The sequence below is a fragment of the Mesorhizobium ciceri WSM4083 genome (genome assembly GCF_000519305.1).
Lineage (GTDB): Bacteria > Pseudomonadota > Alphaproteobacteria > Rhizobiales > Rhizobiaceae > Mesorhizobium > Mesorhizobium ciceri_B.
Map to the genome: position 1 here is coordinate 1,519,176 of NZ_KI912610.1, position 25,846 is coordinate 1,545,021.

At 62.8% G+C, this 25,846-nt stretch carries 30 protein-coding genes and 1 pseudogene; 20 read left to right on the top strand and 11 right to left on the bottom strand.

Annotated features, from left to right (window positions below; all coding sequences use genetic code 11):
- Positions 1 to 12: 12 nt before the first annotated feature.
- A complete protein-coding gene (locus MESCI2_RS0133375; protein ID WP_027040285.1) occupies positions 13 to 687 on the bottom strand; it encodes an ArsR/SmtB family transcription factor in 675 nt (224 codons plus the stop codon).
- A gap of 68 nt (positions 688 to 755) precedes the next feature.
- Between MESCI2_RS0133375 and MESCI2_RS0133380 the strand changes: the two genes are divergently transcribed.
- From MESCI2_RS0133380 to MESCI2_RS0133390, 3 genes are all read left to right on the top strand, one after another.
- Positions 756 to 971: a DUF1127 domain-containing protein gene (locus MESCI2_RS0133380; RefSeq protein WP_027040286.1), complete on the top strand. Its 216-nt coding sequence runs from the start codon at positions 756 to 758 to the stop codon at positions 969 to 971.
- Positions 972 to 1,035: 64 nt separating this feature from the next.
- A complete protein-coding gene (locus MESCI2_RS0133385) occupies positions 1,036 to 1,368 on the top strand; it encodes an NIPSNAP family protein (protein WP_027040287.1) in 333 nt (110 codons plus the stop codon).
- Positions 1,365 to 1,709, top strand: coding sequence for an antibiotic biosynthesis monooxygenase family protein (locus MESCI2_RS0133390; RefSeq protein ID WP_027040288.1), 345 nt, complete (start codon positions 1,365 to 1,367; stop codon positions 1,707 to 1,709). The genes MESCI2_RS0133385 and MESCI2_RS0133390 overlap by 4 nt, the downstream gene beginning before the upstream one ends.
- A gap of 204 nt (positions 1,710 to 1,913) precedes the next feature.
- On the opposite strand, the gene mbfA is transcribed toward MESCI2_RS0133390, so the two are convergent.
- Entirely contained in the window at positions 1,914 to 2,897 is a 984-nt protein-coding gene (gene mbfA, locus MESCI2_RS0133395; protein WP_027040289.1) for an iron exporter MbfA, read from the bottom strand.
- Positions 2,898 to 3,073: 176 nt separating this feature from the next.
- Between mbfA and MESCI2_RS0133400 the strand changes: the two genes are divergently transcribed.
- The 6 genes from MESCI2_RS0133400 to MESCI2_RS0133425 all read left to right on the top strand — a co-directional run bounded on the left by MESCI2_RS0133400 (position 3,074) and on the right by MESCI2_RS0133425 (position 7,889).
- Positions 3,074 to 3,397 (top strand): hypothetical protein, encoded by a 324-nt coding sequence (locus MESCI2_RS0133400; protein ID WP_023813492.1) that lies wholly within the window; start codon positions 3,074 to 3,076, stop codon positions 3,395 to 3,397.
- 295 nt (positions 3,398 to 3,692) lie between these two features.
- On the top strand, positions 3,693 to 4,676 hold the full coding sequence (locus MESCI2_RS0133405; protein ID WP_027040290.1) for a threonine/serine dehydratase: 984 nt from the start codon (positions 3,693 to 3,695) through the stop codon (positions 4,674 to 4,676).
- Between the two features lie 49 nt (positions 4,677 to 4,725).
- Positions 4,726 to 5,106 carry a nuclear transport factor 2 family protein gene (locus MESCI2_RS0133410; protein WP_027040291.1) on the top strand — a complete coding sequence of 127 codons (381 nt, stop codon included), beginning with the start codon at positions 4,726 to 4,728 and terminating at the stop codon, positions 5,104 to 5,106.
- Positions 5,107 to 5,124: 18 nt separating this feature from the next.
- Complete coding sequence (locus MESCI2_RS0133415; RefSeq protein ID WP_027040292.1) at positions 5,125 to 5,724, top strand: DNA-3-methyladenine glycosylase; 600 nt, start codon at positions 5,125 to 5,127, stop codon at positions 5,722 to 5,724.
- A gap of 321 nt (positions 5,725 to 6,045) precedes the next feature.
- Positions 6,046 to 6,945: a retron St85 family effector protein gene (locus MESCI2_RS01000000136005; RefSeq protein ID WP_210164817.1), complete on the top strand. Its 900-nt coding sequence runs from the start codon at positions 6,046 to 6,048 to the stop codon at positions 6,943 to 6,945.
- Complete coding sequence (locus MESCI2_RS0133425) at positions 6,942 to 7,889, top strand: retron St85 family RNA-directed DNA polymerase (protein ID WP_032901455.1); 948 nt, start codon at positions 6,942 to 6,944, stop codon at positions 7,887 to 7,889. Before MESCI2_RS01000000136005 ends, MESCI2_RS0133425 begins: the two co-directional genes overlap by 4 nt.
- 92 nt (positions 7,890 to 7,981) lie before the next feature.
- On the opposite strand, the gene MESCI2_RS0133430 is transcribed toward MESCI2_RS0133425, so the two are convergent.
- Genes MESCI2_RS0133430 through MESCI2_RS0133445 form a run of 4 tightly spaced genes read right to left on the bottom strand, consistent with a single transcriptional unit; the run spans position 7,982 to position 11,691 of the window.
- Complete coding sequence (locus MESCI2_RS0133430; RefSeq protein WP_027040295.1) at positions 7,982 to 9,118, bottom strand: ABC transporter permease; 1,137 nt, start codon at positions 9,116 to 9,118, stop codon at positions 7,982 to 7,984.
- Positions 9,115 to 10,035 (bottom strand): ABC transporter ATP-binding protein, encoded by a 921-nt coding sequence (locus tag MESCI2_RS0133435; RefSeq protein ID WP_027040296.1) that lies wholly within the window; start codon positions 10,033 to 10,035, stop codon positions 9,115 to 9,117. The genes MESCI2_RS0133430 and MESCI2_RS0133435 overlap by 4 nt, the downstream gene beginning before the upstream one ends.
- The gene (locus MESCI2_RS0133440; protein ID WP_023813487.1) at positions 10,032 to 10,985 is read right to left on the bottom strand and encodes an HlyD family secretion protein; all 954 of its coding nucleotides are present in this window, start codon (positions 10,983 to 10,985) and stop codon (positions 10,032 to 10,034) included. The genes MESCI2_RS0133435 and MESCI2_RS0133440 overlap by 4 nt, the downstream gene beginning before the upstream one ends.
- A 13-nt stretch (positions 10,986 to 10,998) precedes the next feature.
- Positions 10,999 to 11,691 (bottom strand): CerR family C-terminal domain-containing protein, encoded by a 693-nt coding sequence (locus tag MESCI2_RS0133445; protein WP_027040297.1) that lies wholly within the window; start codon positions 11,689 to 11,691, stop codon positions 10,999 to 11,001.
- 104 nt (positions 11,692 to 11,795) lie between these two features.
- Here MESCI2_RS0133445 and MESCI2_RS0133450 point away from each other — a divergent pair, with 104 nt between their 5' ends.
- The 6 genes and pseudogenes from MESCI2_RS0133450 (at position 11,796) to MESCI2_RS0133475 (ending at position 16,738) form a co-directional block, all read left to right on the top strand.
- Positions 11,796 to 12,269, top strand: coding sequence for a CYTH domain-containing protein (locus MESCI2_RS0133450; protein WP_027040298.1), 474 nt, complete (start codon positions 11,796 to 11,798; stop codon positions 12,267 to 12,269).
- Positions 12,266 to 13,196: pseudogene (locus tag MESCI2_RS01000000136010) on the top strand (CHAD domain-containing protein). The gene MESCI2_RS0133450 and the pseudogene MESCI2_RS01000000136010 overlap by 4 nt, the downstream one beginning before the upstream one ends.
- A gap of 82 nt (positions 13,197 to 13,278) precedes the next feature.
- Positions 13,279 to 14,085, top strand: coding sequence for a YiiX/YebB-like N1pC/P60 family cysteine hydrolase (locus MESCI2_RS0133460; RefSeq protein ID WP_027040299.1), 807 nt, complete (start codon positions 13,279 to 13,281; stop codon positions 14,083 to 14,085).
- 204 nt (positions 14,086 to 14,289) lie between these two features.
- Complete coding sequence (locus MESCI2_RS0133465) at positions 14,290 to 15,126, top strand: DUF1295 domain-containing protein (RefSeq protein ID WP_027040300.1); 837 nt, start codon at positions 14,290 to 14,292, stop codon at positions 15,124 to 15,126.
- Complete coding sequence (locus MESCI2_RS0133470) at positions 15,123 to 16,151, top strand: SAM-dependent methyltransferase (protein ID WP_027040301.1); 1,029 nt, start codon at positions 15,123 to 15,125, stop codon at positions 16,149 to 16,151. Before MESCI2_RS0133465 ends, MESCI2_RS0133470 begins: the two co-directional genes overlap by 4 nt.
- Positions 16,152 to 16,180: 29 nt before the next feature.
- Positions 16,181 to 16,738, top strand: a complete 558-nt coding sequence (locus tag MESCI2_RS0133475; RefSeq protein ID WP_027040302.1) for a hypothetical protein — start codon at positions 16,181 to 16,183, stop codon at positions 16,736 to 16,738.
- 6 nt (positions 16,739 to 16,744) lie between these two features.
- Here MESCI2_RS0133475 and MESCI2_RS0133480 read toward each other — a convergent pair whose 3' ends face one another.
- Complete coding sequence (locus MESCI2_RS0133480; protein ID WP_027040303.1) at positions 16,745 to 17,155, bottom strand: DUF2177 family protein; 411 nt, start codon at positions 17,153 to 17,155, stop codon at positions 16,745 to 16,747.
- 129 nt (positions 17,156 to 17,284) lie between these two features.
- On the opposite strand from MESCI2_RS0133480, the gene MESCI2_RS0133485 reads away from it, so the two are divergent.
- The 3 genes from MESCI2_RS0133485 (at position 17,285) to MESCI2_RS01000000136015 (ending at position 20,017) form a co-directional block, all read left to right on the top strand.
- Positions 17,285 to 17,662 (top strand): DUF2147 domain-containing protein, encoded by a 378-nt coding sequence (locus MESCI2_RS0133485; protein WP_032901457.1) that lies wholly within the window; start codon positions 17,285 to 17,287, stop codon positions 17,660 to 17,662.
- A gap of 150 nt (positions 17,663 to 17,812) precedes the next feature.
- Complete coding sequence (locus tag MESCI2_RS0133490) at positions 17,813 to 19,159, top strand: NAD(P)/FAD-dependent oxidoreductase (RefSeq protein ID WP_050596733.1); 1,347 nt, start codon at positions 17,813 to 17,815, stop codon at positions 19,157 to 19,159.
- Positions 19,160 to 19,171: 12 nt separating this feature from the next.
- Entirely contained in the window at positions 19,172 to 20,017 is an 846-nt protein-coding gene (locus tag MESCI2_RS01000000136015) for a DUF1365 domain-containing protein (protein WP_050596734.1), read from the top strand.
- Between the two features lie 51 nt (positions 20,018 to 20,068).
- On the opposite strand, the gene MESCI2_RS0133500 is transcribed toward MESCI2_RS01000000136015, so the two are convergent.
- From MESCI2_RS0133500 to MESCI2_RS0133520, 4 genes are all read right to left on the bottom strand, one after another.
- Positions 20,069 to 21,790 carry a SulP family inorganic anion transporter gene (locus MESCI2_RS0133500; RefSeq protein ID WP_027040306.1) on the bottom strand — a complete coding sequence of 574 codons (1,722 nt, stop codon included), beginning with the start codon at positions 21,788 to 21,790 and terminating at the stop codon, positions 20,069 to 20,071.
- A gap of 99 nt (positions 21,791 to 21,889) precedes the next feature.
- Positions 21,890 to 22,147 (bottom strand): helix-turn-helix domain-containing protein, encoded by a 258-nt coding sequence (locus MESCI2_RS0133505; protein WP_027040307.1) that lies wholly within the window; start codon positions 22,145 to 22,147, stop codon positions 21,890 to 21,892.
- Between the two features lie 269 nt (positions 22,148 to 22,416).
- Complete coding sequence (locus MESCI2_RS0133515) at positions 22,417 to 23,130, bottom strand: phosphatase PAP2 family protein (protein ID WP_027040308.1); 714 nt, start codon at positions 23,128 to 23,130, stop codon at positions 22,417 to 22,419.
- Between the two features lie 14 nt (positions 23,131 to 23,144).
- Positions 23,145 to 23,486 (bottom strand): hypothetical protein, encoded by a 342-nt coding sequence (locus MESCI2_RS0133520; RefSeq protein ID WP_013528672.1) that lies wholly within the window; start codon positions 23,484 to 23,486, stop codon positions 23,145 to 23,147.
- A gap of 172 nt (positions 23,487 to 23,658) precedes the next feature.
- Here MESCI2_RS0133520 and MESCI2_RS0133525 point away from each other — a divergent pair, with 172 nt between their 5' ends.
- Positions 23,659 to 25,053 carry a sensor histidine kinase gene (locus tag MESCI2_RS0133525; RefSeq protein WP_027040309.1) on the top strand — a complete coding sequence of 465 codons (1,395 nt, stop codon included), beginning with the start codon at positions 23,659 to 23,661 and terminating at the stop codon, positions 25,051 to 25,053.
- The gene (locus MESCI2_RS0133530; protein WP_027040310.1) at positions 25,050 to 25,709 is read left to right on the top strand and encodes a response regulator; all 660 of its coding nucleotides are present in this window, start codon (positions 25,050 to 25,052) and stop codon (positions 25,707 to 25,709) included. Before MESCI2_RS0133525 ends, MESCI2_RS0133530 begins: the two co-directional genes overlap by 4 nt.
- Positions 25,710 to 25,846: the final 137 nt, after the last annotated feature.

Here is a 25,846-nt window from a genome sequence, read left to right on the forward strand (position 1 = left end):
CGCTTCGCCCGTTCAGGACAGAAACGCCCTCTCAAACGCCTGCCTACCCGGCGGCGAGAAGATCACCGCCCGGCTGTCCTTTTCGCGGCGCGCCCATTTCTCGGCAAGGGTCTTGTCGAGGATGGCTGCGCCCAGCGTGCCGGCGAGATGCGAGCGGCGCACGCTCCAGTCGAGGCAGGCGCGGCACACCGGCCGGCGCGGCTTGGTATAAACGTCGATGCCGATCGCTGCGAAATGCGATGCCGCCGATGGCCCGAGCCTGATCTCTTGTTCGTCGCGGACCAGTACGTTCTTGGCGACGAGCCTATCGAGCATCGCCACCGCCTGCTCGCCGGCGAGGTGATCGTAGCAGACGCGCGCCACACGCATCGCGCCATCGCGTGGACCCGGCCGCACGCGCTGCGGCCCAACAGACGCCGCGACACCGGTGATGGCTTCGATCATGCCGGCCACCTGCGGTCCGGCGAGGCCGTAATAGCGATGCCGGCCCTGGCTTGCCACCGTGAGCAGCCCACCTTCCATCAGTTTGCCCAGGTGCGAGCTGGCAGTCGGCAGCGAAACGCCGGCCTCGAGCGCCAGTTCGCTCGCCGTCAGCGCCGTGCCGCCCATCAGGGCGTTCAGCATGTTTGCCCGTGCCGGGTCGCCGACCAGGCTGGCGATGCGGGCGATGTCGGGTCCTTCACGCATAGTTCGTTCCTCATCGAAGCGTTCTTGTCAGGTAACCACTATTCTCCGGTGAGATCAAGGAGACGACGATGCCCGCACGATCCGCTTTCCCCGCAGCCCCACTTCCCCACCGCCGATCGTTCCCGTTCGTCACCTGGCTTCGCTCGCGGCTGCTGGCCCGCTGGTATGACCGCCATTTGCAGCGTCTCGACCTGGTCGAGATCGACGATCACCTGCTGAGCGATCTTGGCCTGACGCGGCGAGACGTGCGCCGCGAATGCGCGAAGTCTTTCTGGCAGCCCTAGCAGACCAGACGACACAATTTTTCGACGCCGCTCGAACTATCGACGCAAACCCGAGGAGACCACAATGACCATCACCTGCTTCATCCGCTACGAGATCGACCCGTTCGGCAAGGCGGCTTTCGAGGAGTATGCGCGCAACTGGGGCCAGGCCATTCCACGCTGCGGTGCCGATCTAATCGGTTACTACGCGCCGCATGAGGGCTCGGCGACGACCGCCTATGCCGCCTACAACATCGACAGCCTGGCCGCCTACGAAGCCTATCGCGCCCGGCTTGCCGCCGATCCCGCCGGCAAGGCAAACTACGAATTCGCCAAGCGCGAGAGATTCATCCTGAAGGAGGATCGCATGTTCCTGAAACTGGCCTCCGGCCCGCACGCGAAACTGGTGCTGCCGTGATTGCCGTCATCTTCGAGGTCGAGCCGGCGGAGGACCGGCGCGATGCCTATCTGAGCATCGCCGCCGACTTGCGCCCGCTGCTCGACGGCATCGACGGCTTTCTCTCCATCGAGCGTTTCCAGAGCCTGGCCGATCCGAACCGCATCCTGTCGCTGTCGTTCTGGCGAGATGAGGAAGCCGTGAAGGCCTGGCGCAACACCGAGGAACACCGGCAGGCGCAGAAGGCCGGCCGTGGCGGCATCTTTGCCGGCTACCGATTGCGCATCGCCCATGTCGTGAGGGACTATGGGCTGACGGAAAGGGACGAGGCACCTGGGGATAGCCGGGCGGTGAATGGGTGAGTGGCAAGTTTCTTCCTTCTCCCCCTGTGGGAGAAGGTGTCGCCGCAGGCGACGGATGAGGGGTGTTCCAGCTTGGCGGAAACCTTCGTCTAAAACGGATACGCAAAGGTAGGCAATCACCGTCTCACTCCGCTGGAACACCCCTCATCCGTCTCGGCGCTGCGCGCCGATCCACCTTCCCCCACAAGGGGGGAAGGGAAAAAGCTACGCATTCCCGATCAGCACGCCGGCCGCGAACACCAGGGCGCCGCCCAGCACCACCTGGAAGGCGGCGCGCAGGAAGGGCGTCTGCATGTAGCGGTTCTGGACAAAGGCGATCGCCCACAATTCGAAGAACACCACCACCGCGGCAACCCCGGTGGCCGTCCAGAAATGCGGAATGACATAGGGGAGCGCGTGTCCGAGACCGCCCAGCGTCGTCATGATGCCGACGGTCAGACCGCGCTTGATCGGCGAGCCGCGGCCCGACAGCTTGCCGTCGTCTGAAGCGACTTCGGTGAAGCCCATCGAAATGCCGGCGCCGATCGAGGCGGCAAGCCCGACCAAAAGCGTCTGCCAGGTGTCATGCGTGGCAAAGGCGGCGGCAAAGATCGGCGCCAGGGTGGACACCGATCCGTCCATCAGCCCGGCCAGCCCTGGTTGCACATAGGTGAGGATGAACTGGCGCTGCTCGGCGGCGGTCTCTTCATCCTTCACTTCGCCCGGCACATGTTTCTGCTCCAGCCGCTGCGCCAAGGTCTCATGGCCCAGTTCGGCCACCGCCAGATCATCAAGCAGTTTTCGCGTCGAAGCATCTGCCGTGCGCTTGGCCGCCTCGACATAGAAAAGGTAGGCTTGCCGCTCCATCGCCTCGGCCTGGCTGCGCACGTGCTCGATGCCGAGCGGCCGGACCAGCCAGTCGGGCTTGCGCTCGTAATAGCCCTTCACATGTTCGCGCCGGATCAGCGGAATGCGCTCGCCGAAACGCTTGCGGAAAAGCTCGATCAGCGCATCGCGATGGCCATCCTCTTCCTCGGCCATTTCCTCGAACACTTTTGCCGATTGCGGGAAGTTTTCCGTCAGCCCGTCGGCATAGGCCCGGTAAATGCGACCGTCATCCTCCTCGGAGGAAATGGCCAGCGCCAGGATCTCCTGTTCGGAGAGCGATTCGAAGGCGCGGCGGCCGAAGCCGAAAACACGGGAAAGCATGAGGAATTCACCCTAGTTTAGAATAGTTCTAAACTAGGGTTTTGAACGCCTTCGGTCAATTGCGCGCTTGGGTCGCGGTCAAGAATTGTTGAAGCCCCGCGCCCGCGGTGACCCTTCATTATCAGTAAATGTTCACCTATATCGCTGGACTCAAGCTAAGAACAAGGAACCGGCAGATGACGGCAAAACAGCCTCCGCACCCCTATGATCCCAAGCCCGTTCTCGATCTCATCGCCAGCATCGAGGCCGACCTGCAACGCCTGAAGGGGCTGGTCGAGCAGCAGGTCGAGAAATTCGATCCCGCCAACCCGCACAACAAGGCGCCGGACGGCAAACTGACCGAGGAGGGCGTCGAGTGCTGCTACCGCATGTTCGACGAGGGCAAGTCGCGCTATTCGGTCGCCCAGCAGATGAAGATCTCGTTTGCCGCCGCCAGCCACCGGTTCAACAACTGGCGCAAGCTGGGTGGGGGCAAGAGGCAGAGGACTTTGCTCGGCTGAACATGGGGGATGTCTGCGGGCCAGCGCCCCCCTCTGTCCTACCGGACATCTCCCCCTCAAGGGGGGAGATTGGCAGCTTCGGCGTCCCGCTCACTTTGCAGCGTTAATAGGTGGCGAAGTCGACTGAGTGCGTAATCTCCCCCCTCGAGGGGGAGATGGCCGGCAGGCCAGAGGGGGGCGTGCCGCCGTGGCGTTGCCAGTTGCCCCGCCAAACTTTGTAACGCTCACATTTTTTCATTGGTGCGCCACATCTGTTTGCGGGCATCATGGAAAGACCCTGTCCACTGGACTTCACATGACCACCACCACCCCTCCCGGCATTGCCGACATCCACGCCGCCGCCGCGCGTCTCTCCGGCCTGATCGTCGAAACCCCGTTGATCGAATCGCAGGAGCTGAACAAGCGCTTCGGCGGCCGCATCCTGTTCAAGCCTGAGACGCTGCAGCGCACCGGTTCGTTCAAGTTCCGCGGCGCCTACAACAAGCTGTCGTCGCTGAGCGAGGAGGAGCGCAGCCGAGGCGTCGTCGCCTTCTCGTCGGGCAATCATGCGCAGGGTGTCGCCGCTTCGGCCGCGATGTTCGGCGTCAAGGCGGTCATCGCCATGCCATCAGATGCCCCAGCTATGAAGATCGCCAACGTGCGCAAGATGGGCGCGGAGGTGGTCCCGTTCGACCGCTTTCGCGACGACCGCATGACCGTGATCCGTCCTTACATGGAAAGAGGCATGGTGCTGGTGCCGCCTTTCGACGATCCGGCCATCATTGCCGGCCAGGGCACGATCGGTCTCGAATTGATGCGCCAGGCAAAAGCGCTTGGCGTTGACCTCGACGCGGTGATCGTCCCCTGTGGAGGCGGCGGCTTGTCGAGTGGCATCTCCGTTGCCGTCAAGGACGCCTCGCCGAACACGGCGGTCTGGGCGGTCGAGCCCGAGCATTTCGACGACACCCGCCGTTCGCTCGCCGCCGGCGCCAGGGTTTCGAACGAGCCCGGCCATAGCTCCATCTGCGACGCGCTGCTGACCGCCGAGCCTGGCGTGATCACCTTCGAGATCAACCGCAGGAACCTCACCGGTGGCATCGCCGTCTCCGACCAGGCGGCGGCGCAGGCGATGCGCGACGCCATGGCCTATCTCAAGCTGGTGGTCGAGCCCGGCGGCTGCGTGGCGCTGGCGGCACTGTCATCGGGCGAGATCGAGATGTCCGGCAAATGCGTTGCCGTGGTGCTGTCCGGCGGCAATGTGGATTTTGGAACGTATGCCGGGATCATGGCGGCGGCGTAGGGTAAACCCCGGTCCAGTCCACGACGGCGATGTCTAAGGGAGATCCGACATGGGAGACCTGGAGACAAGAGCGGCTCTGGATCGCCACTGGGCCGCCTCCGATGCCAGCGACTTCGAGGCGGAACACCAGATCTACCGGGAGGACGCGGTGCTCGACTATCCGCAGTCGGGCGAGCGCATCAGCGGGCGGCGAAACATCCAGTCGTCCCGCGCCGCGCAGCCGAACCGCAAGCGCTTCACGGTTCGGCGGATAGTCGGCGCGGGCGATCTCTGGGTCACTGAATTTGTTCTCGCCTATGACGGGCGGCCGTCCTACACCGTGAGCATCATGGAGTTCGTCGATGGCAAGGTCGCCCACGAGACCCAGTATTTTGCCGATCCGTTCGAGCCGGGATCTTCGCGCGCGCAATGGGTCGAGCGGATGCCGTGAAACCTGGCCGCGCTGAGCATGGCCATCCATCGCCCGCTCGCGCGCTCGGAACTGCCTGGTGATACGGCATCCCTTGCCCGCTACCTCGTTGGCAAACTCGTGGTGCGCGAGCTGCCTGAAGGCATCGCCAGCGGCCGCATCGTCGAGACAGAAGCCTATGTGACCGGTGATGCCGCCGGGCACGGCTACCGGGGTATGACCCCGCGCAACCGTTCGCTGTTTCTCGAGGCTGGGCACGCCTATGTCTATCTTGCCTACGGCATCTCCTACATGCTCAATGTCTCGAGCGAGACGCCGGGGATCGGAACCGGCGTGCTGATCAGGGCGCTCGAGCCGCTCGAAGGCATTGCGATCATGCGGCTCAATCGCGGCATCGAGCGCTTGCGCGACCTGGCGCGGGGACCGGGAAGGCTGGCCCAGGCACTGCGGATCGATCGTTCTCTCGACGGGCTCGATCTGTGCCGGGAAGGCCCGCTATGGCTGGCAGTTGATGATCATCAGGCCGGGGACATCGGGCAGGGCATCCGGATCGGCATTACGAAGGACGCGGATCGCCCGCTACGGTTTTACGTCAAGGGGAGCGCCTTCGTCAGCGGCCCGAAATCGCTAAACGAATAAGAACGCCACTATTGGCCTGCTACTACCGTCCGGGTATTGCTCTTCACAATTGCCAGAGGCACTCTGCTTGACAGAATCTTTGGGGGGTGAGAGACAGTGTATAGCTTACGCGAAAAGCACTTTTTGTGCTTGGTCCGACGTTTCGTCAGACCTCAATTGATTGATAGGTTTTATCCGGTGTGGAACAACGTGGTGTCTTACCGCCACAAGTGGCCGCTCCGCTCGGTAAAACTCCACGTTCTTCCACACCTCCAAGGGTAAGTGATAGCCGGGGGTGACATAGTCGATCTCATTGATCGAATTGACGCGGGCACGATACATGTGCGTGCTCCGAGCCCGCTGATTTTTCTGTGTGGCGGTCAGACCGACGTTAAGAACCCAAAGCCAATTTCGCTGCGTGAAGCGTTCACTCGGATTTACGCCAACCCAAGTCTCCGCTCGTATCACACCATCATGCCGGAAGATTTCAGGATCTTCCCTCCCCATGGCCAGTACAAAGACATTCTCAGCTTCGAGACGGAATTCGCTGAGATAGTGGATCTCGTCGTCCTGTTTTCCGAGAGCAATGGCAGCTTCACCGAACTCGGCGCCTTTTCGATGATCAAGGAGATCGCCGACCGGTTGCTAGTCGTGATTGATGACCAGAATTACAATGCCGATTCCTTTATCAAGCTCGGCCCACTTCTCTTCCTTCAAAACAACATTGGGCAATCATCAGTCTGTGTCGTCAATAGGAATGACCTCAATATTAAAAGCATCAAGGATGTAGGCGATCTCGACATCGGTGTCTTTGAAAGCCGGATCGTGGCTGCGATCAACGCGCGTCGCCGTGAAGTGAAGGAGCCTACGACCTTTAATCCAGAGCGGCCCGGCCACATCATCAAGCTCATTGTCGGACTGATCCAGCACTACGGAGCACTGACAATCGAGGAGATCGAAGCTTTAGTCGCCGGCTTTGACGTGAAGCTTAAGCATGGCAAATTGGCTGATTACCTGCTCTGCGCCATCAATGCGGAGTGGATACTGAAGGACAGGCGCGGTTTTGTTGATTACTACTGTGCCATACCTAACAAGGCTGACGCGATCGAATATAGGCTTCGAAAGGCAAAGGAGGTCGAGCCGCGAGAGAGGTGGCGCGCCCAAATCAGCGAATTTTGGAAGGCAAATGACGACGCGCGCTTCAGCGTGATTCAGGCAGCCTTCAAAGGCGCGCTCAAATGAGCGACATAGTGCGAATCCTCGCCATCGAAACCGGTATGGAAATGAGCCTTGTTGAGCGTATTATCCGAACGGCGCCGGTGAGGTACAAGACTTATCAAATTCCCAAGCGCTCCGGCGGGCATAGAACAATTTCCCAACCTGCTCGTGAGGTGAAACTCCTCCAACGCGCCCTCATCGAAGTATTGCTGCGCAGGCTCCCAGTGCACGAAGCTGCGACTGCGTACCGCGAGGGGATGTCAATAAGGGACAATGCGCTTCGTCATGTGGGTGGCGGGCCTATCTTAAAGATGGATTTCAAGGACTTCTTTCCTTCAATCAGACCTCACGATTGGGTAGAATTTTGCAAGGAAACTGGTGCGATCAGTGATCTCGTGGATATCCAGCTGACGAGCTTGCTGATGTTTCAGCGCCCAAAGAGAAGCTCGACATTACGCTTGGCGATTGGAGCGCCTTCTTCGCCGTTTGTCTCGAATGCGCTTCTCTTCGAATTCGACAAACGCATTTCGGAGGCCGTAGCCAAGGACCACGTGATTTACACCCGCTACGCCGACGACCTCACATTTTCCGCTCCGCGAACAGGTCATCTCGTCAACGTAGAGAAGATGGTACGATCGACCCTCAGGGGATTGGGTTATCCGAAACTCACCGTGAACAATGAAAAGACAACGCGGGTTACTCGTAAATATGGCCGCAAGGTCACAGGATTAACGCTCACCAACGACGGGAAGGTCTCCGTTGGCCACGCCCGAAAGCGACTCTTGCATGCCACGGTGCATCGCGCATCTCAGGACAAACTAAACTCGACTGAGTTGGGGGTTCTTAAGGGAATGTTGGGTTTCGTGAACAGCGTGGAGCCACAATTCATCGAGAAGCTACGGGAGCGATATGGATCTGCGCTAATCGGTCGGATCCAAGCGTATGATATTCCAAAACGGAAATGGTAAGCGCTTAACCCTTCGGCGGACAATCTGAGGCGACTGAACGTGCCGCCCCAAAGTCCACGAGATCTGAGCCTGTTGCTGGCTAAGTTTCGAGTCTAATCCAGCGTCCGCCTGAACCGCACCAACGCGACGCCGGCAAACAATGCCACGAACACCACCAGCCAGCCGATCTCGCCTGCCACGGCCGGCAGTTCCGCTCCCTTCAGCATCACCGCGCGGGTGATGCGCAGGAAATGCGTCAGCGGGAAGATCTCGCCGAAGGCCTGCGCCCAGTCCGGCATGCCGCGGTAGGGGAACATGAAGCCTGACAGCATGATCGACGGCAGGAAGAAGAAGAAGGTGAGCTGGAGCGCCTGCATTTGCGTGCGGGCGATGGTCGAGATCGTATAGCCGAGCAGCACCAGCGCCAGCACGAAGATCAGCACGGCGGTTAGGAGCAGCGACATCGATCCGGTGAAGGGGATGGCGAACAGAAGCTTCGCCGCCGCCAGCACCACCACCACCTGCACGCCGCCGACCGCCAGATAGGGCAGCACCTTGCCCATCATGATCTCGAGCGGGCTGGACGGCATGGCCAGCAGGTTCTCCATCGTGCCGCGCTCGGTCTCGCGGGTCAGCGCGATCGAGGTCATCATCACCATGGTCATCTGCAGGATGACGCCGAGCAGGCCGGGTACGATGTTGTATTGCGAGATGCCTTCGGGATTGTAGCGCCGGTGTACGACGACATCGAGCTGGCCCTTGGCGGCCTCGGCGGCGGCTTCCTGCGTGCCTTGCGCCCTCAGCAGCGCCTGGCTGGCGACGGTGCCGAGCGTCGAGATGGCGCCGCTGGCCACCGCCGGGTCGGTGGCGTCGGCCTCGATGAGTATCTGCGGGTTGTTGCCGCTCTCCACCCGCCTGGCGAAATCGGCCGGGATGGTGACGACGAAGGCGACGTCGCCGCGCGATATCAGGAACTCGGCCTCGGCGGCACTTTGCGCGACATGGTCGAAACGATAGTAGCCGGTGGTCTGCAGCGCCGCGACAATGGCACGCGTGTAGGGATCGTTGCTCGTCGCCACGAGTGCTGCCGGCAGGCTTTTCGGGTCGTTGTTGATGGCGTAGCCGAACAGCACCAATTGTATCAGCGGCACACCCAGCATCATGGCGAAGGTGATGCGGTCGCGCCGCATCTGGATGAACTCCTTGATCAGCAGGGCGCCAAGCCGGGCGAAGGAAAAGACGCTGTTCATGCCATGTTGTCCTTCGAGCCGGACATGAACTGGATGAAGACGTCCTCAAGGCTGGTTTCGCCGGGCGAAACTTTCACGCCCTTGTGCTCTTTCTCGACATCGGCGAGCGCGGCTTCGAGCTTCTTCTTGTCGGAGCCGACGACATGCAGCGTCGCGCCGAAAGGCGCCACCTGGTCGACGCCTGGGCGGCCTTGGAGCGCTTCGGCGACCTGATCGAGCCGCGGACCCTGCAGGACGAAGGTGGTCAGCCCGGCATTCCTGACCACCTCGGCGACCGTGCCGGTGGCCAGCATCTTGCCGTAGGAGATATAGCTGATGCGGTGGCAGCGCTCGGCTTCGTCCATGTAGTGGGTGGAGACCAGCACGGTCAGCCCGCCGCTGGCCAGGCGATGGATCTCGTCCCAGAACTCGCGCCGCGCCTTCGGATCGACACCTGCCGTAGGCTCGTCGAGCAGCAGCAATTTCGGCTTGTGCATGATGCAGGCGGCCAGCGCCAGCCGCTGCTTCCAGCCGCCGGACAAGGTGCCCGCCAGCTGGTTGCGGCGCGACGTCAGGCCGAGGTCCTCCAACGTGCTCGCGACATGCTCTTCGACCGGCTTCAGCCGGTAGAGGCGCGCCACGAATTCGAGATTCTCGCCGATCGTCAGATCCTCGTAAAACGAGAATTTCTGCGTCATGTAGCCGACTTCGCGCTTGATGCGCAGGCTGTCGGTGCGGATGTTGAAGCCGAGTACCGTGCCTTCGCCTTCGTCCGGCGTCAGCAGGCCGCACATGATGCGGATGGTGGTGGTCTTGCCCGAACCGTTGGGGCCGAGAAAGCCGACGATCTCGCCCTCGGCGACCGACATCGTCACATGGTCGACGACGGTCTTGTCGCCAAAACGCTTGACCAGGCCATGGACGTCGATGGCGTTCATCTTGCGCTGTCCGCCAGATCGACATCGACGATCTGGCCCGGTTGCAGCGGGCCGGCATCGCCCTCCGGCCGCGCCTCGACGAGGTAGACCAGCTTTTGCCGGTTCTCCAGGGAGTAGATCACCGGCGGGGTGAACTCGGGATCTGGCGAAACATAGCTGACGCGCGCCTTCACATCCGGGCCGCACCCGTCGCAATGGACGCCGAGCAAGGTGCCGACCTTGACCGAGGAGAAGGCGCTCTCCGGTATGTAGACGCTGAGCTTGACCGCACCGTCGGGCAGGATCGAAATCACAGGCGCGGTCGGACCTGATGTGTCGCCCGGATTGCGGATGACATCGTTGACGCGGCCCGGCGAAGGCGCCGCCAGCACCCGCTTCGACAGCCGCCACTGCGCCTGCTCCAGGGCCGCCTGCGCCTGCTTGACCTGATTGTCGGCGGCCTTGATCGTTTCGGGCCGTGCCGGCAGGCCGCCGACCGCGAGATTGGCATTGGCCTGGCCGACCTGGGCATTGGCCGTTTCGAGCGTGGCCGACGCGGTGTCGAAATCCGCCTGCGTGCCGGCGCCGCGCTTGAACAGATCGGCGGCGCGGTCGTATTTGCGCTTGGCGTCGGCGGCTTGGGCGCTGGCCATGTCGACCTCGGCCTTCAGCACGGCGATCTCTTCCGGCCGCTTGCCGATCTGCAGGTCGGCCAACTGCGCTTGCGCCTGGGCAAGGCCGGCCTGCGCCTGCGCAACCGCGATCTTGGCATCGGCACTTTCCAGCGTCACCACGGTCGTGCCAGGCACCACACGGTCGCCGCGCTTGACAGTGACGGTCTCGACCTGCGCCACCTCGATCGGCGCTAGCAGCACATAGTCGCCTTCGACATAGCCGACGGCCAGCGGGGCAGCCGGGGCACAGGCCGAGAAGAGCTGCGCGGCGAGCGGCAGCGAACACAGAAAGCTCATGGTCTTTGCCCCTTCATGCTTTGCTCTTTTTGGAAGCCAATATGGCCTTGATATTACCCGATGTGACCGCCACCACCTTGGCCGCCTCGGCGGCGCCGATGTCTTTCCAGCCCATGCGGCGCATCACCGCCTCGCGGCCGATGCGGAAATAGATGACCTGGCCAATCAGCGTGAACACGGTGAGCCTTGTGGCCTCGCTTTCGGCGGGCTCGCCGGTCGCCTGTTCCCAGAGCTGGCACAGCCGACGATGCGTCGGCTCGAAGACGCCGTCATAGATGCGGTCGAGGGCTGCCGTCGGATGCGAAAGCTCACGCAACACGAACTGCACGATCTCGCCGGCCTGCGGGCTGGCCACGACAAAGCCGACCATCCGCTCCAGCGCCGCGAAGAGCAGCGCTTGCGCCGCCTCCGGATTGGCTGGTCCCGGCGCAGGCGCCTGTACATTGCCGAGCGCCTGGCCGGCTACACCCTGGATGGTCTCCACGATAAAGTCGGCGGCAGCGGCGCGAAGACCCTCCTTGCCACCGAAATGATAGGCGATCGAGCCGATATTGGCCCGCGCCTCGGCGGCGATCTCGCGCGTCGAGGTGCCGTCAAACCCCTGACTCCCGAACAGTTTCAGCGCCGCGCGGACAAGCGCCGCACGCGTCATCTCGGCGGGAGATGCTTCGCGGCGAAGATTTTTGGCATCGGGCTGCTTGATCATCCCGTTACTTTAATCAATCGATTGATTAAAGTCAATTCACGAACGCCAGTCCGTGTATGTCACCGTCTTGCCATGGGCAGCGGCAACCGCTTTAGTGCGCGGCCATGGGCAAGGAAGTCGAACGAAAATTCCTGGTCACCAGCACCGCATGGCGGGAGCTGGCCGAGGCGGATATCCGCATCCTGCAGTTCTACCTCGCGGCCGGCCCCGGGCGCACGGTGCGCATCCGCATCAGCGACGGCACTTCCGCCAAGCTGACGCTCAAATTCGGCAGCAAGGCGCGCGAGCGCGACGAATTCGAATACCCGATCCCGCTGTCGGAGGCGGTGGAGATGCTGGACTTCGCCATCGGACGTGTCATCGAGAAGACACGTCACCATGTTAGGCACCGTGGCTATCTCTACGAAGTCGATGTTTTTGGCGGTCCGCTTGCGGGACTTGTGGTCGCTGAACTTGAGACGCCGGAGGACGTGCCGGACGAAATGCTGCCCGACTGGCTCGGCCGTGAAGTCACCGGCGAGCAGAAATTCTACAACGCGTCGCTCGCCCTTGGTGGGATTCCGGAGATCGCCGCATGAGCTTTCGCATCGATCCGCGCCTGCCGCTGACCGGCGAGGTCAGGAGAATCCTTGCCGAGGAGATCGGCAAGGCGTTGCATCATCTTGACGCCGCACGGAGCCGGCCGGAACAGGCGCTGCACAAATGCCGCAAGCGGCTGAAGAGCGCTCGCGCCTTGTTGCGCCTGGTTCGTTCCGGTGACGAAACATTCTGTGAGACCGAAAACCAGTGCTACCGCAACGTGGCAGCCCTGCTTGCCGGCCCGCGCGAGGCGACGGCGCTGATCGAAACCATCGACCGGCTGGCGGCAAGCTTTCCCAAGGAGAGCGCCGACGATGGGCTGGGCGCGGTTCGCGACAGGCTGATCGCCCACCAGCATGAATTGCACGAGGGCAGCGGGCTCGAAGCGGCGATCGGTGCTGCGACCGCCGCCTGCGAGGAGGGCCTGCACCGCATCGACAGGCTGGCCTTGCCCGACCAGCCGGAACAGGCGGCCGACGTGCTTGCCGAAGGCGCCCGCGTCACGCTGCGCCGCGCCAGGAAGGCGCTCGACAAGGCCGGATCGCGGGGAGCGGCCGATGATTTCCACGATCTGCGCAAGGCGGCCAAGACCCACGGCATGCATCTGTCGCTGCTCGGCAGGCTGTGGCCGACACCGATCAAGGCCCGGCGCAAGGCGGTCGACGAACTGGGCGAGCGGCTGGGCGACCTGCACGATGTGCTGGTGATGCGCGCGCTGCTCGAGGCCGACGACCAGCCGCTCGGGCCGCCCGGGGACACGAAACTTCTGGCCAAGCTGCTGAAACGGTCGGAGAAGCAGCTGAAGAAGAGCTGCCTTGCCGAGGCGGCCGAACTGTTCGGCGACAGTCCCAAACGCTCGACACGCAAACTGGCCCGCAAGGCGCGACGATCTGGCTGCGCCGCCGGAAGAGGCCGCGGCATCGTAGGGCGCTCTTCCTCGCGCTCCGGACGGGGGAAGGAAGGCGTGCGCTAGCCCTCATTACCCGCCCATGCTAATCGCCATGGAGCATGACCGAGCCCGGCGACACGCTTCTGGATCGACTTGGCCGCTGGCTTGCCGGCCGGCTGCAGGAAGAATCGTCCGGCTACGAGCCCTACACCCCGTCCGATGCCGAAACGCTGCGCCGCACGCTTGAGCCCGGCGACATCCTGCTGATCGAGGGTAACCAGAAGATCTCGGCGGCGATCAAATACCTGACCCAGTCGACCTGGTCGCATGCGGCCTTCTATATCGGCGATGCCTTGCCCGCACCGGCAGACGGCTCGGAGCGGCAGCGCCTGATCGAGGTCACGATCGGCGAAGGCTGCGTCGCCGTGCCATTGTCGCGCTATCGCACCTACAACACCCGCATCTGCCGGGCGAGCGGGCTGGCGCCTGAAGACCGCGACAGGGTCGTCGCGTTCATGATCGGCAGGCTCGGCCTGAAATACGACCTCAAGAACATTTTCGACATGCTTCGGTTTTTCTTCCCGACGCCGCCGGTGCCGGTGCGCTGGCGGCGCCGCATGCTGGCCTTCGGCTCCGGCGACCCGACACGGGCGATCTGCTCGACGCTGATCGCCGAGGCCTATGGCCAGATCCGCTATCCGATCCTGCCCGAGATCACCCGTGCGCCCGGCCGCGCCTCGGCGCAGTCGAATTACTCGCGCAAGGAAATCCTGCACATCCGCCACCACTCGCTCTACACGCCGCGCGATTTCGACCTGTCGCCCTATTTCCGCATCGTCAAACCGACGCTGGAATATGGTTTCGACTACCGGGCGGTGACCTGGGACGACAAGCTTGCCGATCCTGAGACGAAGGCCGCCGAGTAGCAGGCGAGCTTCGCCGGGACTGGCCTCCTGTCCTGGCAGCCCGGTCTTTTGCCTTCGAACCGGCATCGCGTGGATGCGGCATGCTCGCCGGAAATGGCGTCGCGCCAAAGGAATGGTCCAAAATCGCAAGAGCGCGAGAAACTTGCCCCGGTCGCGATTCGTAACTCACGCAACGGATCGCCATGATCGTGCAAGGGCTATGATGTGACGTTTGCAACGTTGTTTGTCTGTGTCGGCATTTGCCTGTCCCTTGCCATGTCGGCGGCCTGGGCAATCGCCATTCGAAGCGGCAAGTCCGGTTGGGTGGATGCGATCTGGTCGTTCGCTGTGGGCGCTGCCGGCATCGCGATGGCGCTTGTTCCATTGCCTGGCTGGCAGCAATCGGCGACACGGCCGGTGATCGTGGCGCTACTCGCGGCAATCTGGTCGATCAGGCTTGGGCTGCATATATCGGCCAGAACACTGAGCGGCGGCGACGACCCGCGTTATGCGCAGTTGCGGGGCGAATGGGGCGAGGATTTTCCACGCCGGCTTTTCCTGTTCCTCCAGGTGCAGGCCGGCGCAGCGTTGCTGCTTGCTCTTTCCATCTTCGCGGCTGCCCGCAATCCGGCCCCGCAACTGCAAATTGGTGACTGGCTTGGCATCGCCATTCTGGTGATTGCCATCCTTGGGGAAGGCCTGGCCGACCGTCAGCTTGCGCGGTTTCGCGCGGACCCGGCCAACCGGGGGAAGATCTGCGACGTCGGCCTCTGGGGGCTTTCGCGCCATCCCAACTATTTCTTCGAATGGTTCGGGTGGCTGGCCTATGTCGCGATCGCCTTGGATTTTGCCGGCGCTTACCCATGGGGCTGGTTGGCCGCCTCCGGCCCGCTCTTCATGTACTGGCTGCTGGTTCATGTATCCGGCATTCCGCCGCTCGAAGCGCACATGCTGAAATCGCGCGGCGAAAAGTTCCGTGCCTACCAGGCGCGCGTTAATGCATTCTGGCCGGGGCCGCCCCGCCATACTCCTACACAGGCATCGAAAGGCCGCGCCTCGTGAACCTCATCGCATCCGCCATACGCACCTTGGAACGCAGCCCGCTTCCCGATCCGGTGACCCGCACCGGTATCGATTTCCTGGTCGGACGCACCCGCAGAAACCTGCTGGAAACTCCGGCTGCGAAGGAGCAGGCTTTCGTTCACGCCATGGCCGATCATCCGATTGCCGAGCACACGCAAGAGGCCAACGAACAGCACTACGAATTGCCGCCGGCCTTCTTTGGCCTAGTGCTCGGGCCGCGGCGCAAATACTCCTCATGCCTTTACCGGCGCAGCGATGAAAGCCTGGCCCAGGCGGAGATGCTGGCGCTGGAGGAGACTGTCGCGCATGCCGGGCTGGCCGATGGCCAGGACATCCTCGAACTCGGCTGTGGCTGGGGGTCGCTGACACTGTTCATGGCGGAGCGTTTTCCCACCGCCAGGATCACCGCGGTCTCCAACTCGGCACCGCAAAAGGCGTTTATCGAGTCGGAAGCCCGGGCCAAAGCGCTCACAAACATCCGTGTCATGACAGCCGACATGAACATCTTCCATCCAAACGGCATGTTCGACCGCATCGTTTCCGTCGAGATGTTCGAGCATATGTCGAACTGGCAAAAGCTTCTCGAACGCGTGCGGTCCTGGCTGACGCGGGAGGGACTGCTTTTCATCCATGTTTTCACGCACAAGAGTCGGTCTTACCGTTTCGACCATCGCGACAAGTCCGACTGGATTGCGCAGCACTTCTTCACCGGCGGCATCATGCCGAGCCGCGACCTGATCCGGCATTTCCCCGGCCTGTTCGACGTCGAGCGGGAATGGCGGTGGGACGGCCGCAACTACCAGCGCACGGCCAACCAGTGGCTTGCCAATCTCGATGCCAACCTGCCCGAGATCGACCGTATCCTCGCCGAGGTCTACGGCAAGGACGCGTTGATCTGGCGCCGGCGCTGGCGGCTGTTTTTCCTCGCTACCGCCGGCCTGTTCGGACATGCGGGCGGCGAGGAATGGGGCGTCAGCCACTATCGCCTGCGTGCGGTCGCCTAGGATTGGAAACGCCATCCCGGCCGGGACCAATGAGGGCCTGCTGGAACGCGGCGAAAGCCTACTTCGCGCATGACGATCCGCTCGTCGCCACGGCCAACCTGGTCGCCCTTGTGGTCCTGTGGAACCAGCCCTTCTATCCGCTCTATGTCTACTGGTCGGTAGGCCCCGACATCGCACCTTCCTTCTACACATTCGTCTCGACGCCGTTTTTCCTCGGCGTCCCGGCACTCGCACGTGTCCACAGCATTGCCGGGCGCGCCCTGCTGCCCTTGGCCGGAATCGGCAACACGGTGCTGAGCGCCAAGGTGTTCGGCGTCGCTTCCGGTGTGGAGATTTTCCTGTTGCCCTGCGTGCTGCTGGGCTTCGTGCTGTTCCGGCCAACCGAGCGCGCCATTGCAATCGCCATAGCGATCGTGGGCTTCCTGGCCTTCGTGTTGCTGCACGGGCGCTACGGCGCACCGGTTCACCTCTATTTGGCCGAGGAGTATGCCGGCTTTCTGAAGATGAATGCCTTGAGCGCCGGAACGCTGACAGCCTTTATCGGCCTTGTTGTGATGAACCTAATTGCTTCCCGGAGCAAAAGCTGACGGCGATCATGGACTGCGCGACAGGCTGCTGGAGACGAGAAAGCCTGATGTCGCCGCGATTGCGGTAAGCACTGTGCCCCATGAGATATCGGCGATCGTGATGGTGACGGGCCAATTCTTCAGCGTCGCCTGGTTGGTCAAGTCGTAGGTGGCATAGGCACAGAAGCCGAACGCGGCGCCGTGCACCGCGGCGGTCGTCCACGATCCGGTCTGCAAGGCAGGCTGGACCGCGAAATAGACGGCGCCTGCGATATAGATGATGTAGAAAAGCGCTGCTGCCTGGACATTGAAACTGTCTAGCAGCATCGGCCCCAGCAGCGGCTTGTAGAGCCTGCTGCTCATCACTGTCAGCCAGACAGCGTCGATGCACAGGAACACCACCGCGGTCGTCAGATAGGCGATGCCGTAGGTCTTGATCATGCTGCGTCCAGCTTTCCTCAACGTTGCGATGCTCCAGGAACGGTATCGACCGAGGATAGTTTCGCGTGGCCGAAACTCTCTCGGAACACCGTTCGTAGCTCCCTAAAATCAACGATGAGGCGACTGATGAGCCGACTGGCGATCGCGGCGGGCTTTCTACTTGTTACATCACTCTGCGGACCGGCGGTGGCGGCGCCCGACCCCAGCGGCGTGTGGATGCGCGGCGACGGCAACGCACGGGTTCGGATAGGCCCATGCGGCTCGCAGATCTGCGCCACCAACGTCTGGATCAGGGATACCAGCGGCGGTGAGGCCGTCGGCGACAAGCTTGTCCTGACGCTGCAGCCGAAGTCGGCAGATACGCTGGCCGGCAAGGCCTTGGATGCAAAGCGGAAGCTGACCTATTCGATCCAGCTCAAGGTGGCGAAACAGAGCCTTGTGACACGCGGATGCGTCGTCGGTGGGCTGGTTTGCAAGTCGGTCAACTGGTCTCGGGCTCGCTGATCGCCCGGCTAAAGTTCGCAGGCGCCAACCTTGCGTCTGGAGCCGACTTTTCCCTGACGAGCCTGTGAAACTCGCGCCGGATTATCCCGTATCTGCAAGGTGATAGACGTCGCGGTGCCTTTCAGGACCGACTTCCAAGAAGGATTCTCCATGAACATTGTGCCCATCCACCGTGGCGGCGCCGGCGGCAGAAAAAAGATCGCCGTCATCGGCTCCGGTATTTCCGGCGCCGCCGCCGCATGGGCATTGCATCCGACCGCCGACATTACCCTCTACGAGGCTTCGCAGCGCGCCGGCGGCCACACCGCCACGGTCGACATCGACTATGATGGGACGCCTATTTCGGTGGATACGGGCTTCATCGTCTACAACGAACTGGCCTATCCGGATCTTACCGCGCTGTTTTCGCATCTTGGTGTCGCCACGCATGAGAGCGACATGGGCTTTTCGCTTTCGCTCGACGGCGGCAAACTCGAATGGTGCGGCTCGACGCTGCGCACCATTTTCGCCCAGAAGCGCAATTTCTTTTCGCCCGGCTTCCTGTGGATGCTGCGTGAAATCCTGCGCTTCAACAAGCAGTGCATTGCCGAGCGCGACAGCGGCACGCTGGGTAACGTCACGATCGGAGACTATCTTCGCACTCGCGGCTTCTCCGCGGGCTTTCGCGACAATTATCTCATACCGGTGGCTGCCGCGATCTGGTCGACGCCGCGCGCCAAGATGCTGGACTATCCGGCTGCGAGCTTCATAAGCTTCTTCGAGAACCATCGCCTGATCGACAATGATACGCGCCCTATTTGGCGGACGGTGAGCGGAGGCTCCCGCAACTATCTGCAAAAACTGCTGGCGCCGCTCGGATCGGCGCTGCGCCTGTCGTCGCCGGTCAAGACGCTGGTTCGCGATGCATTCGGCATTACCGTCTGGGCTGGTGATGACGCGCCGGAGCGCTTCGACAATGTCATCATCGCCGGCCATAGCGACCAGGCGCTGGCGATGCTCGGCGATGCATCGAGCGTCGAGCAGGCGATCCTGTCCGATATACCCTATCGCCCCAACCGCGTCGTCCTGCACAGGGATCCCCGCCTGATGCCGAAGCGGCGCGCCGCCTGGGCTGCGTGGAATTATCTGCGCTGCTCCTGTGATCGCGACGAGCCGGACGTGTCGGTCACCTACTGGATGAACCGCCTGCAGGGGATCGATGCGGCAAAGCCGCTCTTTGTCTCGCTCAATCCCGTTGTCGAACCGCGCCCGGAACTGGTCTTTGGAGAATGGACGTTCGACCATCCCCAGTACGATTCTCGCGCGCTGTCCGCACAAGCCCGTCTCGATGATATCCAGGGGGTGCGCGGCACCTATTTCGCCGGAGCGTGGACCGGACATGGCTTTCATGAGGACGGGTTGCGCTCAGGCCTGAACGCGGCGATTTCGCTCGACGCCAAGGTACCGTGGCGGACGGCCGAGAGAACTTTGCCCGAGGCGTTGCTGGCGGCGGAATAGGCATTTTCGATCATGGAGCAACGCGTCACCACGCTCGAGCAAAATGGCCAGCCACCACAGGCGGCAGGTGTGCTCTATCCGGGCGAAGTCATGCATGCACGGCTGAAGCCGTTCGGCCACCGCTTTGTCTACCGGGTGTTCTCCTTGCTGGTCGATATAGACAGGCTTGCCGAACTCGGTCGCATGACATGGCTGCTGAAGGTCAATCGGCCCGGCCTGACCTCCTTCCGCGAAAGCGACCACGTCGAGCGGAAAGGCGAAACGCTGCGGGCCTTTGTCGACAGGCTGCTTGCCGATGCCGGCCTTGGCAAGCAGGCGGCACGCGTACTGCTGCTCGCCTATCCCCGTATCCTCGGCTATGTCTTCAATCCGATCTCCGTCTATTTCTGCTATGACGACGCCGGCGCGCTGATTGCCTTGATCTATGCCGTGCGCAACACGTTCGGCGGCCGGCATATCTACGCTGCGCCGATCAAGCCAGGCGAGCTCAACCCCGCCGGAATACGCCAGACGCGCGCCAAGATCTTTCACGTCTCCCCCTTCATCGGCATGGACGCATGCTACCATTTTCGTATCCTGCCGCCGGGCAGGACGGTCAGGCTTCGCATCCACGAAACAGAACATGGCGAACCGCTGCTGGCGGCGACCTTTACCGGGAGCGCACGTCCACTCGACACGCCGGAACTTGGCGCATGCCTGGTCAAGTTCCCCTTGATGACCTTGAAGATCATCGCTGGCATTCACTGGGAGGCGCTGAAACTGTGGCTGAAAGGCGCGCGCTTCCATCCGAACCCCCCGAAGGTCACGCAGTTCACACGCTACGGCAAAGGGCCGGAGCCACACGTCGTTCGGAAGTAAGACGGGCGCGATCGCGAAAGCCTGTCTTGTCCCGCCGGCCGGTAAATCCGGTTACTGCTCTGCCTCGATCTTTCCCTTCAGCTGCGCCCTCGCATCCTTGATCGAGGCCGCATAGGTCACCAGCGGGCGCTTGACGCCGTGGTTGATCAGCATGCGCCGGATCTGCGGCGCGGCACCTGAAATGATGAAGCGGACGCCGGCGCGCTGCGCCTTGTGGGCGGCGCCCTCGATGACATTGGCGGCGGTCGAATCGAAGAACGGTACGGCCGAACAGTCGAGGATGAAGTTTTTGCGCTGGTCGGCGATGCGGTCGAGTACGGTGCCAACGGTCGACGCGGCGCCGAAGAAGAAGGCGCCCGAGATGCGGTAGACGACAGTGTCGGCGTCAACAGCCTCGCTGGAATCGTAGGCGTTGCTGCCGTTGACGCTGTCGGCGACATCCTCCTGCACCAGCGGCTGATCGACCTCGACCGCAATGCTCTTGGACATGCGGTCGATGAACAGGATCGACCCCAGCACGAAGCCGACGACGATCCCTTCGGTGAGGTCGCGGAAGACGACGATCAGGAAGGTGGCCATCAGCACCAGCGCATCGCCGCGCGAAGCGCGCAACAGGGTGGCGAAGGCCTGTTTTTCGAACATGTTCCAGCAGACGACCGCCAGCACGCCGGCAAGGGCGGCGAGCGGGATGTAGCTGGCCAGCGGTGCCGCCACCAGCATGAAGACGAGCAGGAACAGCGAATGCAGCATGCCCGAGATCGGCCCATGCGCGCCGGCCCGCACATTGGTGGCGGTGCGGGCGATGGTGCCGGTGGTGCAGATGCCGCCGAACAGGGCCGAGGCGATGTTGGCGAAGCCTTGCGCCACCAGTTCGCAATTTGAACGGTGCCGCCGGCCCGTCATGCCATCGGCGACAACTGCCGACAGCAGCGATTCGATCGCACCGAGCAACGCAAAGGCGACGGCGTCCGGCAGCACGGCGATCGCCTTGTCGAGGCTGAGCGCCGGCAGTGCCGGAAATGGCAGGCTGCGCGGAATGCCGCCGTAACGCGTGCCGATCGTTTCCGCCGGCAGCGCCAGCAGCGCCACCACCAGCGAGGCCAGGCCGACGGCGATCAGCATGCCCGGCCAGCCCGGCCGCCAGCGTTTCACCGCGACAATGGTGACGATGGTCAGCACCGCCACCAGCGTCGCCGAGATGTTGAGCGTGCCGGCCGCCTCACCGATCGCCATCAGCTTCGGCAGAAGCGGTCCGGGTTCGGTGCCTGCAAGCTTCAACCCGAACAGTTCGACGATCTGGCCGGAGAAAATGATGATCGAGATGCCGGCGGTGAAGCCGACAGTCACCGGATAGGGGATGAATTTGATGTAGGTGCCGAGCCGGAGATAGCCGATCGCGAGCAGGAAGACGCCCGACATCATCGTTGCCAGCAGCAGCCCGTCGACACCTTCGCGCTGAACCGTTGCCGCCACCAGCACGATGAAGGCGCCAGCGGGTCCGCCGATCTGGAAACGGCTGCCGCCAAGCGCCGAGACGATGAAGCCGCCGACGATGGCGGTGAACAGGCCGCGCTCCGGCGTCACCCCCGACGCGATGGCGATCGCCATCGACAGCGGCAGTGCGACGATGGCGACGGTCAGGCCGGCCATGAAGTCGGCCTTGAACTGCGGCAGGCGGTAACCTTCGCGCCAGACCGTCACCAGTTTCGGCGTGAACAGTTCGTAAAATGTCGGCCTTGCCGGATGGTGGCTTGCCGGATGGCTCTGGTCCATGAATGTGCCTTCCGCTCCGTGAAGGCGGCGGGATCGTCGGCAGAAACGTCGGCGGTCGCGTCGCGACTTATGTGTGCCGACTCGGGTTGCGGGAGAGGCTTAGCGCGGCACGGTCTGCTTGAGGCGCACGCCCCTGCCACCGCGCTCGCTGGCCTGGTTCTCGCCGATCAGCTCCACCCCGGCCTCGTCGAGTGCCTGGATGACCTTCATCAGCGTATCGACCACGCCCCTGACCACACCGTCGCTCGCTTCCATGCGTTGGATGGTCGGAAGCGAAACCCCGGCGCGCTCGGCGAGCGTCTTTTGATCGATGCCGGCCAGCGCCCTTGCGGCGCGCATCTGCGCGGCAGTGATCATCGGCCGGAATCCCCGTCTGAGTCTGCAGGAATAAGGTATAATACCGTCATTGTGATGTTTCAAGCATTAGTATGAACGTCTGATACATAACCGGCGCCGCTTGATCGACCATTTTCAGATATTTCCTGAGGATTGCGAGCTAGGGTGTTCCATCTGGGGTGGGAGAAAACGCGGTTGAATATCTTCAAGACTTTCATGACATCGGCAGCCTTGCTGTCGGCGGTTTTCTTGTTGGCCGGCTGCGGGCACGGGCTGATCAACCGGCTGATCTAGTCTCCGGTCTCGCCGTCCGGGTGCTGCCCACGCCATCGCTGCCACGCCCGGGCAGCGAGCCAGCACAGCATCGCCCAGACGAAGCCGGCGCACCAGCCGGCCAGCACATCCGATGGCCAGTGGACGCCGAGATAGATGCGGCTGATACCAACCAGCAGCGTCGTCAGCACCGCCAGCGACAGCACATAGATCTTCGTCGTTCGACCGGGCAGGAAGCGTGCCGCCAGCGCGCCGAGCGTCAGATAGGTCACCGCCGACAGCATGGCGTGGCCGCTCGGAAAAGACAGCGTCGTTTCGTTGACGAGATGCGAGACGAGTTCGGGGCGCGGCCGGTCGATGCCGGCTTTCAGCAAGCTCGACAGCACCTGACCGCCGGCCACCGCCACGAAGATGAAAAGGGCGGTCGCCGGCCTGCGGATAAGCAGGAGATAGACGATTACCGCCGTCACGATCAGCACCAGCACGCTGCCGCTGCCAAGGCTTGTGATGTCGCGCATCGCCCCTTGCAGCCACAGCGGGCCGATCGGGCTGTCAGGGTGCCCCGCCTGGCGGAAGGCGAGCAGGATCTCGGTGTCGAAGGCGTGCGGCGTGGTGGCGCGCGCCATCTCCATCAGCTCCTCGAAACCCCACAGGCCGGCGGCGATGACCAGGCCGGCCAGCAGCACCGGGAATTCAACCCGGTTGAGCAAAGCGTTCGCGGCATTCTTCATCGGCAATTCGCCCGTTACAGCCGGCCTTGCAGATAGGGTCCGAGCGTGATCAGCGCCACCGCTGCGATCGCCAGCATGATGCCGGTCGCCTGCAGCGCATTGACGCGCTCGCCGAAGAAGACCAGCGCCACGACGTTCACCGAGACCAGTTGGATGACGGCGGACAGGCTGAACGACACCGACATGCCGAATTCGCGGATCAGCCGCAGCATGATCAGATTGCCCAGCGAATAGAGCGCCAGCGTCAGCGCGATCTTGCCAAGGCTCGGCGCCAGGCCCCATTGTTTGGCGGCTGTCGCCGCCAGCAGGAAAATGACCGTCGAAAAGCCGAGCTGCAGCAATCCCGAAAAACTCAACGTTTCGCCCCCTCTCGAAGCGGCTCCCGCCGCATGCGTCGCGGACGTTGTTTCCCAAGCGCGCCGGGACGTCAAGCGACCGCGACCAAACGAAGCCCTTGGCAATGGCAAGCCGGAAGCTCAAAGTACGAACATCGCCCAATCTGTCGGTTCGAGGGGCGGTCAGGGGCTCATGATTCGCAGTTTTCAAAACCTGATGCGGCGCTGGAGCGAGCTTTCCCTTGCCCTGCAATTCGTCGTTGCCGGCGGCTTTGGCCTGCTGGCCGTCATGTTGGTGGTGGGCACCTGGGTGACGGCGCAGATCCGGGACGGCGTCATCCGCAATTCGGCCGCCACGACGGCGCTCTATGTCGACAGCGTGATTGCGCCGCTGCTTCCTGACTTGCGCAAGGATCAGGAGCTCAGCGAATCCGTCAAGCAGGCGCTGGACGAGACGCTTGGCCAGGGCGCGCTCGGCAAGCGCCTCGAATCGTTCGTGCTCTGGCGCCGCGACGGCACGGTTCTCTACGCCAAGGAGGCGTCCCTGATCGGCCGCCGCTTCGGTCCAAGCGACAATCTGCGTTCCGCCTTCGAAGGCAACGTCGTCGCTGAATTCAATACATTCGATGATGATGAACGCGAGGAGAAGGCTAGCGGCTTGCCGTTGCTGGAGATCTACAATCCCGTGCGCGAGCCCTGGTCGGGCGAGGTGGTGGCGGTCACCGAGTTCTATGAGATCGCCGACGATTTCCAGGCCACCCTGGCGTCCGCTCTGTGGTCGAGCTGGCTGATCGTGGCCGGCGCGACCCTGGCGGCATTCCTGCTCCTGTCGGGCATCGTCCTGCGCGGCAGCCGCACCATCGATGATCAGCGTGGAGCGCTGCGCCGCCAGGTGTCGGAGCTGCAGGGTCTGGTGGCGCAAAACAGTGCCTTGCGACTGCGCGTGCAACGGGCCTCTCGCCGCGCCACCGCGCTCAACGAAAGATATCTGCGCCGCATCGGCGCCGACCTCCATGACGGCCCGGCCCAACTCGTGGCCCTGGCGTCGCTGCGCATGGACAGCCCTATATTTTCCAGCGATGGCCATTCGAGCGAAAGCCGTTCGACCGAGGTCGCGATGATCCGCAAGACGCTGGAGGATGCGATGCGCGAAATACGCGGCATCTGCACCGGCCTTGTGCTGCCGCAGATCGAGACGGCTGCCGCAACCGACATTCTGCGGCTGGCCGTCAAGGAGCACGAGCAGAGGACGGGAACGTCGGTGACGCTGACGCTGGCCGGACAGTTGCCGGAACCCGGCGCTTCCGAGAAGATCAGCATATATCGTTTTGTTCAGGAAGGGCTGAACAACGCCTATCGCCACGGGTTGGGCAAGGATCAGGCGGTGAGTGCCGGGATGAAAAATGGCAGGCTTTTTGTCGAGGTGTCGGATGGTGGGCCGGGTTTCGATCCGGCGGCACGGGTCGAGGGCCTCGGGCTCGCCGGCCTCAGGGAGCGGGTTGAAAGCATTGGCGGACAGTTCGAAACCTTGACCGGGCCGCAAGGTACGCGTTTGGTGATCCGTCTGTCGGTCGAGGAGCAAGCATGACTGGGACCATTCGCATCGCCATTGTCGACGATCATCCCCTTTTTCGCGAAGGTGTGACGCGCAGCCTGTCGGAGATCGGAGGCTTCGAGATGGTCGGCGAGGGGGCCACGGCACAGGATGCCGAACGCCTCGCCGCAACGGTGCGGCCCGACATCTTGCTGCTCGATATCTCCATGCCGGGTGGCGGGCTGAGCGCGGTCGCAAGCATCCTCGCCAGCCATCCCGCCCAGAAGATCGTCATGCTGACCGTTTCGGAGGCCAATGCCGACGTAACCAAGGCGCTGAACGCAGGGGTGAATGGCTATGTCCTCAAAGGCGTCGGGTCACGCGGGCTCGCCGACATCCTGCGCAATGTTGCAGCCGGCGAAAGCTATCTGTCGCCGACGCTGTCGGCCCGGCTGCTTTCGGATCTCCAGTCCCAGCAGCCGACCGACGGCGTGGCGGAAAGGCTGCGGCAGCTCACCGAGCGGCAAACGGAAATCCTGCGGCTGGTGGCGGAGGGGCTGAGCAACAAGGAAGTCGCCTTGCGGCTTGAGCTGCAGGAGAAGACCGTCAAGCATCACATGACCGGGGTGCTGTCGAAGCTCAATGTGCGAAACCGCACCGAAGCGGCCTTGATGATGCGTGAGCTGCGCGACCGCGACAGGCCTTCCTAGACCAAGTCCAGGGCTGCGGTTTCCCGTCCCGCAGTGCGCAAACAAATGGCTGAACGGTTGCGCGGCCTCTGCCAAAGCCGGATTGCGCAAAAGTGCGTCGCGTCTCGGGACTGCAGCCATTGCGGTGCCGAAAACCG

What these genes read in the sequence shown, in the direction of transcription:
- MESCI2_RS0133375 (WP_027040285.1), bottom strand. Translation starts at nt 687, where the DNA reads ATGCGTGAAGGACCCGACATCGCCCGCATCGCCAGCCTGGTCGGCGAC.
- MESCI2_RS0133380 (WP_027040286.1), top strand. Translation starts at nt 756, where the DNA reads ATGCCCGCACGATCCGCTTTCCCCGCAGCCCCACTTCCCCACCGCCGA.
- MESCI2_RS0133385 (WP_027040287.1), top strand. Translation starts at nt 1,036, where the DNA reads ATGACCATCACCTGCTTCATCCGCTACGAGATCGACCCGTTCGGCAAG.
- mbfA (WP_027040289.1), bottom strand. Translation starts at nt 2,897, where the DNA reads ATGCTTTCCCGTGTTTTCGGCTTCGGCCGCCGCGCCTTCGAATCGCTC.
- MESCI2_RS0133400 (WP_023813492.1), top strand. Translation starts at nt 3,074, where the DNA reads ATGACGGCAAAACAGCCTCCGCACCCCTATGATCCCAAGCCCGTTCTC.
- MESCI2_RS0133405 (WP_027040290.1), top strand. Translation starts at nt 3,693, where the DNA reads ATGACCACCACCACCCCTCCCGGCATTGCCGACATCCACGCCGCCGCC.
- MESCI2_RS0133410 (WP_027040291.1), top strand. Translation starts at nt 4,726, where the DNA reads ATGGGAGACCTGGAGACAAGAGCGGCTCTGGATCGCCACTGGGCCGCC.
- MESCI2_RS0133415 (WP_027040292.1), top strand. Translation starts at nt 5,125, where the DNA reads ATGGCCATCCATCGCCCGCTCGCGCGCTCGGAACTGCCTGGTGATACG.
- MESCI2_RS0133425 (WP_032901455.1), top strand. Translation starts at nt 6,942, where the DNA reads ATGAGCGACATAGTGCGAATCCTCGCCATCGAAACCGGTATGGAAATG.
- MESCI2_RS0133430 (WP_027040295.1), bottom strand. Translation starts at nt 9,118, where the DNA reads ATGAACAGCGTCTTTTCCTTCGCCCGGCTTGGCGCCCTGCTGATCAAG.
- MESCI2_RS0133435 (WP_027040296.1), bottom strand. Translation starts at nt 10,035, where the DNA reads ATGAACGCCATCGACGTCCATGGCCTGGTCAAGCGTTTTGGCGACAAG.
- MESCI2_RS0133440 (WP_023813487.1), bottom strand. Translation starts at nt 10,985, where the DNA reads ATGAGCTTTCTGTGTTCGCTGCCGCTCGCCGCGCAGCTCTTCTCGGCC.
- MESCI2_RS0133445 (WP_027040297.1), bottom strand. Translation starts at nt 11,691, where the DNA reads ATGATCAAGCAGCCCGATGCCAAAAATCTTCGCCGCGAAGCATCTCCC.
- MESCI2_RS0133450 (WP_027040298.1), top strand. Translation starts at nt 11,796, where the DNA reads ATGGGCAAGGAAGTCGAACGAAAATTCCTGGTCACCAGCACCGCATGG.
- MESCI2_RS0133460 (WP_027040299.1), top strand. Translation starts at nt 13,279, where the DNA reads ATGACCGAGCCCGGCGACACGCTTCTGGATCGACTTGGCCGCTGGCTT.
- MESCI2_RS0133475 (WP_027040302.1), top strand. Translation starts at nt 16,181, where the DNA reads ATGAGGGCCTGCTGGAACGCGGCGAAAGCCTACTTCGCGCATGACGAT.
- MESCI2_RS0133485 (WP_032901457.1), top strand. Translation starts at nt 17,285, where the DNA reads ATGAGCCGACTGGCGATCGCGGCGGGCTTTCTACTTGTTACATCACTC.
- MESCI2_RS0133490 (WP_050596733.1), top strand. Translation starts at nt 17,813, where the DNA reads ATGAACATTGTGCCCATCCACCGTGGCGGCGCCGGCGGCAGAAAAAAG.
- MESCI2_RS01000000136015 (WP_050596734.1), top strand. Translation starts at nt 19,172, where the DNA reads ATGGAGCAACGCGTCACCACGCTCGAGCAAAATGGCCAGCCACCACAG.
- MESCI2_RS0133500 (WP_027040306.1), bottom strand. Translation starts at nt 21,790, where the DNA reads ATGGACCAGAGCCATCCGGCAAGCCACCATCCGGCAAGGCCGACATTT.
- MESCI2_RS0133505 (WP_027040307.1), bottom strand. Translation starts at nt 22,147, where the DNA reads ATGATCACTGCCGCGCAGATGCGCGCCGCAAGGGCGCTGGCCGGCATC.
- MESCI2_RS0133515 (WP_027040308.1), bottom strand. Translation starts at nt 23,130, where the DNA reads ATGAAGAATGCCGCGAACGCTTTGCTCAACCGGGTTGAATTCCCGGTG.
- MESCI2_RS0133525 (WP_027040309.1), top strand. Translation starts at nt 23,659, where the DNA reads ATGATTCGCAGTTTTCAAAACCTGATGCGGCGCTGGAGCGAGCTTTCC.
- MESCI2_RS0133530 (WP_027040310.1), top strand. Translation starts at nt 25,050, where the DNA reads ATGACTGGGACCATTCGCATCGCCATTGTCGACGATCATCCCCTTTTT.